This window comes from Mycobacterium sp. 1245801.1 (assembly GCF_001673055.1).
Taxonomy (GTDB): Bacteria; Actinomycetota; Actinomycetes; order Mycobacteriales; family Mycobacteriaceae; genus Mycobacterium; species Mycobacterium europaeum_A.
This window is the reverse complement of record NZ_LZKY01000083.1, coordinates 1-12,177: the sequence shown is the minus strand read 5'-3', so window position 1 is coordinate 12,177 and position 12,177 is coordinate 1. Positions and strand designations below refer to the sequence as shown.

The 12,177-nt window shown below is 62.8% G+C and carries 13 protein-coding genes; 11 read left to right on the top strand and 2 right to left on the bottom strand.

The window, feature by feature from the left end:
* Window positions 1-195 precede the first annotated feature (195 nt).
* Window positions 196-519, bottom strand: a complete 324-nt coding sequence (locus tag A5622_RS28910; protein ID WP_232002872.1) for a WhiB family transcriptional regulator — start codon at window positions 517-519, stop codon at window positions 196-198.
* Window positions 516-1,733 (bottom strand): helix-turn-helix domain-containing protein, encoded by a 1,218-nt coding sequence (locus tag A5622_RS30580; protein ID WP_197507952.1) that lies wholly within the window; start codon window positions 1,731-1,733, stop codon window positions 516-518. The genes A5622_RS28910 and A5622_RS30580 overlap by 4 nt, the downstream gene beginning before the upstream one ends.
* Before the next feature lie 1,103 nt (window positions 1,734-2,836).
* On the opposite strand from A5622_RS30580, the gene A5622_RS05145 reads away from it, so the two are divergent.
* The 11 genes from A5622_RS05145 to A5622_RS28905 all read left to right on the top strand — a co-directional run bounded on the left by A5622_RS05145 (window position 2,837) and on the right by A5622_RS28905 (window position 12,132).
* Window positions 2,837-3,676 carry an alpha/beta hydrolase gene (locus A5622_RS05145; RefSeq protein WP_066859972.1) on the top strand — a complete coding sequence of 280 codons (840 nt, stop codon included), beginning with the start codon at window positions 2,837-2,839 and terminating at the stop codon, window positions 3,674-3,676.
* Between the two features lie 900 nt (window positions 3,677-4,576).
* Entirely contained in the window at window positions 4,577-5,482 is a 906-nt protein-coding gene (locus A5622_RS05140; protein ID WP_082994530.1) for a LysR family transcriptional regulator, read from the top strand.
* Between the two features lie 331 nt (window positions 5,483-5,813).
* The gene (locus tag A5622_RS27855) at window positions 5,814-6,092 is read left to right on the top strand and encodes a hypothetical protein (RefSeq protein ID WP_082990454.1); all 279 of its coding nucleotides are present in this window, start codon (window positions 5,814-5,816) and stop codon (window positions 6,090-6,092) included.
* A gap of 12 nt (window positions 6,093-6,104) precedes the next feature.
* The gene (locus A5622_RS05135) at window positions 6,105-7,640 is read left to right on the top strand and encodes a hypothetical protein (protein WP_156748704.1); all 1,536 of its coding nucleotides are present in this window, start codon (window positions 6,105-6,107) and stop codon (window positions 7,638-7,640) included.
* Window positions 7,641-7,670: 30 nt separating this feature from the next.
* Window positions 7,671-7,967: a PE family protein gene (locus A5622_RS05130; RefSeq protein WP_066859906.1), complete on the top strand. Its 297-nt coding sequence runs from the start codon at window positions 7,671-7,673 to the stop codon at window positions 7,965-7,967.
* A 52-nt stretch (window positions 7,968-8,019) separates the two neighbouring features.
* On the top strand, window positions 8,020-9,105 hold the full coding sequence (locus A5622_RS05125; protein WP_066877096.1) for a PPE domain-containing protein: 1,086 nt from the start codon (window positions 8,020-8,022) through the stop codon (window positions 9,103-9,105).
* A complete protein-coding gene (locus tag A5622_RS05120) occupies window positions 9,102-9,914 on the top strand; it encodes an ESX secretion-associated protein EspG (protein ID WP_066859912.1) in 813 nt (270 codons plus the stop codon). Before A5622_RS05125 ends, A5622_RS05120 begins: the two co-directional genes overlap by 4 nt.
* Before the next feature lie 75 nt (window positions 9,915-9,989).
* The gene (locus A5622_RS05115) at window positions 9,990-10,259 is read left to right on the top strand and encodes a hypothetical protein (protein ID WP_066859917.1); all 270 of its coding nucleotides are present in this window, start codon (window positions 9,990-9,992) and stop codon (window positions 10,257-10,259) included.
* A gap of 15 nt (window positions 10,260-10,274) precedes the next feature.
* Window positions 10,275-10,559, top strand: coding sequence for a hypothetical protein (locus A5622_RS05110; RefSeq protein ID WP_066859920.1), 285 nt, complete (start codon window positions 10,275-10,277; stop codon window positions 10,557-10,559).
* 70 nt (window positions 10,560-10,629) lie between these two features.
* Complete coding sequence (locus A5622_RS05105) at window positions 10,630-11,049, top strand: hypothetical protein (RefSeq protein ID WP_156752845.1); 420 nt, start codon at window positions 10,630-10,632, stop codon at window positions 11,047-11,049.
* Window positions 11,050-11,064: 15 nt separating this feature from the next.
* Window positions 11,065-12,132, top strand: coding sequence for a hypothetical protein (locus A5622_RS28905; protein WP_156752844.1), 1,068 nt, complete (start codon window positions 11,065-11,067; stop codon window positions 12,130-12,132).
* Window positions 12,133-12,177 lie beyond the last annotated feature (45 nt).

Here is a 12,177-nt window from a genome sequence, read left to right as displayed (position 1 = left end):
GAGGGTGTCGCGCCGGTGTCGCCGGTTAAACCAGCGCTCCGGATCACGTTGGCAGGGCAGCGTTTTCGTCGGTGGCGGTGCACCGCGCACCAGCCGCCGGTGGGCCATCCTCGACAGCGGCCACCATGCTCGCCCGCAGTTGCGGGCACTGCGAAGTGCTCACCGAGCAATGCCGCTATAGCTTCGACCGGCTCGTCAGCCGCCGCCGGCGCAGCCACGCCCGGACCGAAAACCCTTCGCCGGCAGAAGTGTTCGCGGCGGGTGGGGGAGTGGGTGGTCGGCGGCGATGGCGTGCAGGTAGGGCGCCGCGTCGGTGTGCTGGCCGTCGATCCATACCCCGGCCCACATGCCCCAGCAGGCGTGCCAGGTGAGCGCCTGTTGGGCGCACCATGGTCGGGCCGGGCAGTTCAGGCATGCAGCGAGGGTGTCGCGCCGGTGTCGCCGGTTAAACCAGCGCTCCGGATCACGTTGGCAGGGCAGCGTTTTCGTCGGTGGCGGTGGGACAGGGGAGGGGCTCACCGGACGCCGTCCGGGTCGGGGTTGTGGTAGCGGCGCAGCCGGGCCCGTTCGCGGATGTCGTCGAGCGCTTTGCGGGCTGCTTGGCGGCCCGGACCGGCCAGGGCGGCGCGCCCGGCTTGGCGGGCTTTGCGGTTGGCTTCTCGGGCGGCGAGCTGGGCGGCGATGCGGGCGCGGGCTTGGGCAAGTTCTTCGTGCTCGCGGGCCTCGTCGTAGGCCGCGGGGCGGTGGGTCAGATCGCCGTGAGCGGCCAGGATCGCCCCGAGCAGCCCGATCGGCTTGTGCGGGCTGTCGGGCAGCCAGTGCCCGGTGCCGATCCAGTCTTGGATGAGGGTGTTGATGTCGCGCGGTGTCCAGCCGTGCTGGGCCGGTCCGGCCAGGACGCGGGCCCATGGTGTGCCGGTGTTGTACCGACGGGCCCAGGGCGGGCTTTGCTCGCTGCGGATCCATTTGTTTGCCAGGGCGAGAGCCCGGGGCTCCGGGCTGAGGCGGCGCGGAGCGACGCTGCTACCGGCGCGTTGGCGCCGGTGTGGGGTGGTGAGAACTGAGTGAGGTGAGGTTATTTGATTTACAAGCGACCCTGCGGGGTGGGGTGACAGCGGTCGGAGACGGCAGTCGTGCAGGGCCCACACGGAGGCCCAACCGCGCCCGTTATCCCCAACTCGCCAGCTGGCGAATCGCTCGGCTTTGGTGCGCAGCCGCCCGCGCATGACTTCGGTGGCGACACCGAGGAGTCGCAGCGCGGTAGAGGCGCGCTGGATGGTGCGCACTGACAGGCCGGTCATCTGGGCAAGTTGGTTGTTGGTCGGCCGGCAGTCGCGTCCGGTGCGGTGATCGGCAAAGGAGGCACGTGCTTGGGCCACGGCGACAAGGGAGTTGAGACTGACCGGGTTGTTGGGCATGACGGGTCGCACGCGGGTGTCGTAGTGGAGCAGGTAAGCCTGGGGCACGGTGGCGTGCGCCCAGCGCCGGGCCCGGCCGCTCCAGCACGGAATTGCGGCCCAGGGGGCGTCGAGATCCAGGACGATGCGCGGGATGCGGTCGATGCAGTGAGCGCCCGCACGCTGGACCCAGGCGGGGGCGGTGCGGGCGGTGCCGCGGCGCCGCGCTGAGGGGCTGCTGCCGCGGTAGGGGCGGACGAGGGTGTGAGTGGGTCCACGGGAGGCGGTACCTAGACCGTGCGCAGGGCGTGCGCTACCGTGGAATGCGTCTTTCATGACGATTCCCTTCAAGGTGGGGGTTTTCGCGAAAGCGCCTTTTCGGTTCGAGCGGCAACTCGAACCGGCTGCCCTCGGCCTTCGGGCCGGGGGTTTTCGCCGTTAGTGGCGCCTGTTGTGCGGTGGGTATGGCGTTGTGCAGTTGTGTGGCTGTTCCCAGTGATCCAGCGGTTGGGCCGCCGGTGGCTTCGGGTCCTTTCGGTTGGTCTTCTCAGCAGCTAGACGGAGGCGGATATCCGCCGGGGACTCGCCGGGGCGGATATCCGCCCCGGGCTAGCATGCCGCACACCGGCACTAACGCCGAGGTGACACGCCGCAACATCAGTCACAGCTGTCACGGCTGACGCGCTCGGGGCTAGATCGCACCCGTGAGCTGCGGTGTAGGGGTCAGGCTCGTGAGCTATGCACGATTGACCCGCTGTTGGTCGGTTGACACTGTGGGCCTTGGTTGTGGGCCAGCGCTGCTCTTTGGGCTAACGATCGTGCAGTGACCAGCATGTCTCGGTTAGTGATCTTTCGCAGCCTGCTCGAGTAGACGTGTGTTGGCGAGTTGGAATTCACACCTGGACGCGCGCCGGTCCTGTTGGACCGTAAGCGGGTGTCTTAGGCGGCTAAGCACGCTCGCGCGTTAACTGGCGGGTCCGTGTACGACCCCTCCTGGACGATTCGTACGTGATGTGGCCGATGATTTCGGCTTCATCGCACGAAACGATGGATGTGGCTGTCGACGTCGGAGCTTCGATGTGCACGGAAGGGTTAAGCCATCCCTGGGCCGGGCTGATTTTTTCTCAACACCGCAGTTACCGGGCGATCGAGGTCCGGTCGGCAGCGGAGGGTGGCCGATGGGAAAGGTGCGAATCGTGTGCGTCGAAGGGTGTGCGCTGAGCAGGGGTGCCAGCTGGCTTCAGAGTTTGTCCAAGTCGGCGTCGAAAGGAGCGATCCCTGAGCAGTGCGGCGCTCAGGGATGACGGACACGAACACAAGGGAGACCTGTGATGGTCGACGATAGCCACGATGACAATGAGCCATCGGACAACGGGAGCAATCTCGGGCGCGACATCCGGTTACCTCACGCCGGCCGCGCACATCGCTGTCGATGGGATATAGCTCGCAACGAGCGGGCCTTTGATGGTGTCGGAGGGGTGCGGATTGTCTATGACGTCTGGATGCCCAGCACGCCGCCGCGCGCAGTTGCTGTGCTGGCGCACGGGTTCGGCGAATATGCCCGCCGTTACGATCACGTAGCGCAACGGTTGGGCGAAGACGGAATTCTCACCTATGCACTTGATCACCGTGGCCACGGCCGCTCCGGTGGCAGCCGGGTAGTGGTGCGGGGAATGGAGCAATACGTTGCTGACTTTGCCGCCCTGATCGAGATCGCCAGCTATGACCATCCTGGTCTCAAGCGCGTGTTGCTAGGCCATAGTATGGGCGGTGCAATCGTGGCTTGCTACGGCCAGCAGCGAAGTCGGCCGCCCGGCGATGATTTGATGGTGCTGTCGGCTCCGGCGGTTGCGGTTCAAACTTTGATTGCCCCTTTCATGGCGGTGATGATCAAGGCGCTCGGCGGCCTGGTTCCGGGACTGCCTGTGTTGCAAGTGGACGACGGTGCCATGTCTCGTGATCCCGACACGGTTGTGTCGCATTTTGCTGACCCGCTGGTGTATCAGGGGAGGATCCCCGCCGGTGTGTGCCGCGCGTTGCTGCGGGTGGGCGAGACGATGCCTCAATGGGCGCCAGCACTGACTGCGCCATTGCTGATTGTGCATGGTTCAGATGACCAGCTGGTCACCGTCAATGGCAGTCGGCGACTGGTCGAATTCGTGGGTTGTACCGATGTCGAGCTGAGGGTTTACGCCGGTCTGTACCACGCGGTCCTTTGCGAACCGGAACGCTACCAGGTGCTCGATGATGTGGTGTCATGGATCAAGGCGCGCATATAGACACGTTAAGTGAATATGTTGGCGCAGCTCTGATGCTCGGGGTTCGGCTCTTGCGTGGCGGATGACTTTGTGCGGCGTGACGCGCGGCGGCGAATGGTCTGAGATGCTTGCTGTGGGCGTGAATCGACGCTGGCGAGACGGGCCGGGGTTGCGCGACGGGCCCCGCACCAACCACCTGGAGTATCGCGTCAGGTGATGAGTGGTCGGTATGGGTTTCCATGCTCGCGACAGGTGATCGCCGTTTCCTAAACAACACCGGCAATTCGACGTTGTCCGCCCCGATTAACGACGAGAAAACCCGGCCAGCACATTCGCCGGGCGGTTTATCTAGCACTGCACGGAGGTGCGGCGCAGGTGCCAGGCAGCTCAGTAAGGCTCGGGGCTAAACAAACGCACAGAGTTTGTTTTCCGAGACCGTATCCTTAAGCCGAGCCTTGGCTGGTACCGGGTGAGATCAACGTATTAGCACGAAGATTGAAGTAGAGGCCAAGTGACTGACCGGCTTCGTCGGCAGCCGCCGCAGCGACTGCCATGTGCGTCGTCGAGATCGCTTGACCACCGGATGCAGCACCGTTGTCAACGCACTCGGCTCATCCAAGCTGTAGACCCGACATTCGACTACCGCGACGCCGGCGCGCCTTGACGTAGGACGAGCTGATGGGCCTTGAATCCAAGGCCACGGGCATCGAGGCGACGCTGGGCAAGCTGCGCGACCGCTATGCCGTGCAATGGTCAAGTGCCGCATCGGAGCCGGGGCGGCCGCGGCGCCCCGGGGATGTTCCGCCGGCCGGGTCGGGCGTCGAAGCTTGGATACGCGCGGTGTCAGCACGATTCGTTGCTTAAGGTTGGCTGTTGTCGCACTAGCGTCATGTCCACGATGCTTTCGCCGTTACATTTCATGTGGAACTGCGTCAGCTGCGCTACTTCATAGTGGTCGCCGAAGAGCTGAACTTCGGTCGCGCCGCAAAGCGCCTGCGGATTGCCGGCCCATCACTTTCTCAACAGATCAGGGTTCTCGAGCGAAATCTGCGAGTTCCGCTGTTCGAGCGCGATCGCCGCTCAGTCACCCTTACGCCCACCGGCGCGGCACTGTTGCCGGCTGCGCGTGCCCTCGTTGATCAAGCAGATCTCTTGCGTCGTCGCGCAATTGGATTATCGGATTCTGATCCCGTCCGGCTTGGCTATGTCGATTGGCTTCCTGCGAACTTGTTCGAGCGGACCGCGGCGGTAGCGAATGTCCACATCGACACCTGGGTGCTGCCGTCACATACCCAAGTCGCCCGGGTCGCCGAAGGCGGCATTGACCTGGCGATCTGTTGGGTTCAGCCTCCCGAACTCGACGAGTACGGCCTCGAGGCCCGTGTCATCGGCGCGCAACAGCTCCAGGCGACCGCTGTCAGCGGGGATGGCTGCGCGGTGGCAGCAGCGGACACTGTGGTCTTGCTCGACAGCGACTCCACCAGCTGGTCTTCCTGGAATCGCTACGGCGAGTTGTTCTCTACCCACACGGGCGCCCAAACGGTACACATCAGCGATGGCGGAATTGCCGGCGCCATGTTTTTCCAGCACGTCCGCCGCTTGGGTCGGCCGGTGCTCAACTCCCCGAAAGCCCAGAACGCCGCGGTGCCTGCAAACCTAATGCGGCGCACCATAACTCCGCCTGCACCATACTGGACGTGGTCACTGGTATCGCGCCGGGCGGAAGCCCGGGAGGCAGTGCGCTCCGTCTTCGAGGCCCTGACAACCGGCATCGTCCTACCCGACCTCACCTTGGGGTGGCTTCCCACGACCGAACCCGAGCGGTGATGAAGCACGCCGGCGGCTCATCAGCCCACAGACTCGTGTGCCGCCCTGAGGACTACGAAGACGACCACCGAGTTACATGCGTGAACAACGGAAAGCCGTTGGCTTACACGATGTTCGGCATCACCCAGATCACAGCTAGCTGCAGTCGGCACCCTGGCCGCTGTGTCGTGGCGTGGGAGTTGAAGCCTCTCACCAAAGAGGAGGTGTGTCGTGGCGGTGGCGTCTCGGTGAGGACACGATTGAGGAGTCGCTGGGTCAGCGACACGGCCAAGTGCCTTCGGGTCACCTCGGTCGGGGCCGGCGATATCGCGGTTCAGGGAGGGAGAGTTCGGTGGTCTTTTCAGTTGTTCCTGCCGGGCTAGCGGCTTTCGCTGCTGCCAACACCGCTGCGGCGGACATGATCTCGGCGGCAGGCTCGGCCGATTCAGCGGCAATGCTGGGTGCCGCCGCCGCGGCGCTGGGCCCCATTGGGGCCAGCTATCTCGCGGCCTATGGACCAGCGCAAGCCAACCATCTTGCGGCCACCCTGGAACTGAGCAGGGTACACGCGGGAATCGGGGCACAGACGGCGTTGGCAGCGATGTCCTTTGTCGCTGCTGACAATGGATGACATTGGCTCGCAATGACATTTGCACCGCAAGCAAGTCCGGCTTCGTTACCGCTGCAACGCACTGCGCTTGAGCCGCCGTCCTCCTTTTTGGTAGCGCCCGCGGAGGCAAAAGCCGACCCGAAATCCGCCATCAACGCGAGCGAAACAAACCTCGCCGACTACCTCAATCAGCCGGTGCACAGCATTCTCGAGCGCTTGGATGTGCCGCCGTTGCCGCAAGCCGCATCGCCTCGAGCGACAACCGATACCGGAACTCCAACAGCGCAGGGCGATGCCAATGGCACGCCAAATGCAGGCGCTCAGAATCTGGGAATGCTCTCAAGCTTGGGCACCGCGCTGATTCAACCGGTACTCGACGCACTGGGAACGTTGGGTTCGGGACAGTTCGGCGACCTGGATCCGACGCAGATGCTCGGTGGCATCGCGAACGCGCTCGAGTCGGCCGGGCAGTCCACGCAAAGCACATTAGGTGACCTCGCCGGTGCATGGCAGGGGACGGCCGCATCCGCCGCCCAGACAAAGACGGCGGCTGCCTTGACGAACGGCAGCGACCTGGCCAGCCAGGCGAAAAATCTGGCCGCTAGCCTCTCGGCGGCCACCGCCAGCGTTCAGCAGGCTCAAGCGCAGCTTGTCGAGATCGTGAACCAGTTCATGGCGACGCTGGCGGCCATCGGCCCGAACATCATCTTTCCGTGGGGCATCGCTGCGGCCATCGCGGCGGCGAACCAGGCGATCACGCAAGCCACCCAGGTGGTGACCCAACTTGAGAGCTCGCTGGGCGTCGAAGCCGCAAATGTCACCGCGGCCGGGGCTCCGGTCGCTATCACCTCGGCGCCTGGGGTGGGCATGAACCTTGCCGCGGCCCCGGCCACATCGCTTGGGACTTCTGCCGCCTCGGCGGCGACTCAGGCCGGGTCGCTGGCTCCGGCGGCCGCTTTCGCTGCTCCGCCCGGAGCGCTTGCTGCGTCGGCCAGCGCGCTTGGTGCACCGCTCGGCAGCTCATCAGCGCTGGGGTCGTCCTTTTCTCCGATGATGCAACTCGCAACTGGCCTGGCCATGCCGGCGATGGAAGGTGTCAGCGCAGCCACGGGAGCGATCCAGTCCGGCGCCGGACAGAGCGCGCCGCCCCAGCTGGCCGGCAGCGTAGATCAGCAGGGACAACCCGACGGCAAGGATCCGGCCCACCACAAAGGTGAGCATGGCGGCGGTGGCGCAAGCCACGGCGGGGCCGGCGCTATGGCGGTCGGGACGTTTCCGTCGCGGTTGGCCGCGCAGATGCCAATGACGGCAATAGACGACACGGCCAGCGCGGCGGTGACAAACGGCGAAGCCGTCATGCCCGCCGCCATGGGAGGTGCCCCAATGATGGGTGGCGCCCCAATGGCACGCGGCGCGAATGCCGGTGTCGGTAAGAGCCACAATGCCGCGGCTTTCCTGCATACCACCGACCAGGGCGACGAGATCATCGGCGACCTCGGCGCCGTCGCCCCACCGGTGATCGGTGTGAAGGAAACGATCGCCAGCCCGCAGATCGACCTGACCATCTAGTACATGACCATCTAGCAAAGGAGTTCAGTCATGACGAGCACTGCTGACTTGCGGATGCAGCCGGCCGACCTGGTCAATGCAACCCAGGGTCTTGACCAATTGGCAAGTCGCGCGGAGAACCTGATGGAGGCGGAGGCGCCAAACCTCGCGGTGGCCGCCCCCGCTCGTGACGAGGTCTCACAACGTGTCGCCTCAACGCTCAATAATGTCCACGCCGATTTCCGCGAGCTTGCTAATCAAGGCGCCAATGCGATCCGCCAAATTGCCGCGACGTTGCGAGCCCAGACCGACAACATCGTTGGGGCCGAGCAGGACTTCGCTGTCTGACGGGCGGATCGGGTTGCGGCAGTCAGTTCTGGAAAGGAGAGGAGGTCAGGGCATGGGGTTTACCAATGTGGCATGGGAGTCGCGCAGCGCGGAACAGCTCGCCCGCGGCCTGACCACCGGCCCGGGACCGATGCCGGTCGGCCAGGCCGGTGCCGCCTGGGTCCGCGTGGCCGACGAATGGGCAAGCATCTCTAAGGAATACGACAAAGTTGTCGACCAAATAAAGACTTCGTTTGCCAGCCGGGGCGCCGACGCGGTGGCCCGCAAACTCGACGAGTTCGGCCAGTGGCTGCGGTCCGCGAGTCTGTGCGCGGCCGACAACGGTCGGCGTGCCGAGCAAGCGGCAGTCGCCTATAGCGCCGCGGTGTTGGCGATGCCGAGCGTATCCGAAGCGATCGAGACCAGGACCGCCCACGACGTCATGGCGTCGCTGGCCGCGTACAACGGTGCGGTACTCAACGGGCAGTTCGCCGAATTCGACCAGGCGCTGGCCGCCCATCAGGCCAACGCGTCAGCGGTGATGTACCAGTACGAGGAAGCATGCAGCGGGTTGGCCGCACCTTGGCAACAGCCCCCCGTGCCGCACGTCAGCCGCGGCGACGTGCACGAATCCGACCGGCACGCGAAATCGGACGATGACGGGGTAGGCAGCGTTCATCCCGGCGGCGGGGGCGGCGCAGCTGTGCCGCCTCCGCCGCCGTTGGCGCCATTCCGCGCAAATGCGGTCAAGTCGAGCGCCAACCCCAAGGAGTCCGTCAAGATCGAAGCCACCAGCGGCGCGTCTGGTATGGCAGGTATGGGTGGCGGGTACGGTCCGATGGCGGCGCTAGCACGCGGCGCCGGCACCCGTGAGCACCAATCATCTTTGGCGGTAACCCTCGATGGTGGCGGTGAGCCGGGCGCAGGGATCGCCCCAGGCGACCCGTCGTGGCTGCCTGCAACGCAACACAGCGATTCGCCTGTGGTCGTGTCGCATGTCAGTTGGGGCGCGAACACCGCAGTGTTCGACGAACTCGCCGCGCCCGCCGAACCCGAACCGCCCCAGTACGCCGATGCGGCGCAGCCCACACTGGAGCAAGTTTCAAATCGGTGGGTCTCCCCGCCTGTTATCGGCGCTGACAAGAGGTCGACGCCATGACCGCGGCACTGTCACACGAACTGACATTGACCGACGATCAGTTTCGGGTCGCGGCGTCGTGTGTCGGATTGCATGACCTGCCGGCCGTTCTAGCGTCGCGTTCGCGGCACACGACTATCGATCGACGGGAAGCGGCGATCGATACAGCGGTTCGAGAACTAGTGGGGCGCAATCTGATCGTCGCCGGTGATTTGCACCCGGAGTTGGTGCCGGTACTGGAGGCATTGCAACGGCCGGATCGGGAATTGGCCATGAGGTTGGTGACGCCTGACGGCACCGCCGGCGTCAGCGTCGCGAGACGAGGAACGCTGTGCGTGCTGGCGCGCCGGATCGCCGATGACATTTTGTTGCGCATCATCGGCCGCGGGGTCGAGTTGCGGGAGGTGTCGACGGCCTTGCTCGCTGAGCTACCACGTGCCAAGCCCGCTGAAGTTCAGCCCGTGGGAGCGCCCTTGCTGGACATGGTCGAAAGCCTATCCGGCACCCATGATCCCGTGCAGCTGGCCGACCGCATCCGATTTCTTGGGGCGGAATCGTATGCCGCGAACCTGCTCGGTTCGGCGTTGGCGTCGCGGCGGGCATTCGCCGAAATCGTCTACTACGCGCTGGCCGGCAGTGATGACAGGATTTCGCGGGGTCCTGCCGCGGTCGCGGTGTTCTACACCAGGCGTGGGCGCATCATCAGCGCCCCGAGCGCCTCGCCGACCGGACAACTGTGGAGCACCCTCAAGGCCGGTTCTGATCAAGCTGTCGGTCAGGCGATCGCCCAACTCGTCAATCTCGCCGAGGAGAAATGGGGTGAGTTGTAGCAGCGATGCGCCGTGGCAGGTGAGAAGCGGTTTTCCCGCAGCATCAAACACCAATGAGAAAGGAAAAAGAAACAAATGACGCTCAAACTTGATCCGGGTCAGGCGCCGGTGAAACTGGGGCAAATCGAAGATGCACGCCAGAATGCGCTCAAGGCGCTCCACAATATTCACGAGACGCAGACCACCATGCTGACTTCGGGCTGGCAGGGCGGCAGCGCGACGAAGTACGGCAACTTGTCAGCGACGCAGCACGACGACATCACCACAATCATCAACAACCTCAACCAGATCGTGGACACCGCCAAGGCGCAGATAAACGCCGTCCAGAACGCGGACCAGGGCTAAAGGAGCATCAAAGTCATGAGCGACATTCTCTACAACTTCCAACAGAATGATGCCTCGCTGACGGACGTCAGGGGCGGCCTTAGTGGTATTCACGACGCCAGGGAAGAAATCGGCAACCTCTTCGCCGTATTGCTTACGGTGTATGAGGGCCAAGGTGCGGACGCGCTCGATCAGGCGCAGCGGAACATCAATTCGATGCTCGATGATGTGCTGCAAGACATGACAGTCACGCAGCAGCAAGCGCAGGACCAACAGCAACTCATGCAGGCCCTCGACGCCCAGCACGCTGCGCAGTTCTGACTATCGGCAGGGAACCCGGGCGCTGTAATTGTGCGGCGCCCGGGCTCCAACCTTCGAAAGGTTGTGACCCATGGCAAGCAGTGATAATTCAGACAGCGGCAATTCGAACACCAATAGTACGCCGCCACCTGATAATGCTTCGGCACCCGGCCAAACATCGAACATCGACAATTTAACTCAAGGCTTGAAAGATTTGCAGAACAACGGTAAGGCTGATGTGAAGTTGTCCACCGCCACTCGCGACCAGTACCTGAAGATCATCGAAACGTACCGGAATGCGCTACAGGCCGAGCGCAACAAGATGAACAACCAGGTGTCGCTCGGTAATCCCGGTGACCTTCACTCCGCGAATCTGACAAAACAGAATTTGCAACTCGACATTGCTGGCCTCACCGGCGCGCAGAAGTCGATGGACAAGTATTTGGCTTACCTTGATGCATTCGAAGCGACCGTGAACGCCGCGTGTAATCGTCTTATCGAGTCCGGTTAGTATCGGAGTTCAGCCGTGGGAAATTCCAACGATACCAGCTACATCGATGGCCTTATCGAATCACACTTGGATTCCCTAGGGGGTATCCAAGCCCTCGTGGACGACGGTTATGATCTGTCGAAGGCCAACGTCACTGACGTTATCGAATACGCGCTGAAGAACGGGATAAGTCTCGATACGCTGGATAATCCTGCTATCGATTTGTCGAAGGCCAACGTCACGGATCTTGTTGAATATGCGGTGCAGAACGGGATAAGTCTCGATGCCCTGGACCATCCCGGTATCGATATTTCGAAAGCCGACGTCAATAGCCTGGTCAACTGGGCGATCTCTAACAAGATAGATCTCACCAAGCTGCAACATAATGGGATCAATATCTCGGACCACGATCTCACGCAAGATGACATAAATAACTTACAGAACCTTAAAAACAGCGATGTACAACAGTTTGACTTGAGCTCCCTGCTCAACAATATCAGCGGCAATACGACCGCCGAATCAGTTCCTATTGAAGACTTCATGCAAATGAGTTATTTGCAGCTGATGGCAGATTTTGTTCATGCCGATAGCATTCTCGATAACGGAAATGGCAACGCTTGGCGAGCGACATCGTACAACATCACTTCGGCAACAGACGCATTCAACGACGCGTTACGGAAGCAAGAAGACTTGAATCAATGGCAGGGTCAGACGCACGATGCTGCCATAGCGAACATTACCCAATCCCTAGCCGAGCCGGCGGCGATGGGGGCAGGAGCGGCAGCGTTGGGTAACCTGATTGATGCTTTTGCACACACCATTTTCGAAACACGATGGTACTTAGTCGAGGACTGGCCGGCGTACTACCAGTCATGGTTTGCTTTTCCGAATCAGAGGGATCTTCTGGACCAGAATTACAACTCATACGCGCAACTAGTGATGAATAAAGTATATGTTCCCAATATCAGCGCTATCGCGTCGAAGAATCCAACGTTCAGTTCTGGGTCCTCCACTGACAGCTCTAATTCCACCCCGCCGCCTCCTCCGCCGGATATGAACAACCCCCCACCACCGCCGCCGAAAATGTGGTGCAGCTCGAAGTGAGCGAGATAAACAAATCATCGCTCCGTGCGGCATTCGCCGCCTACG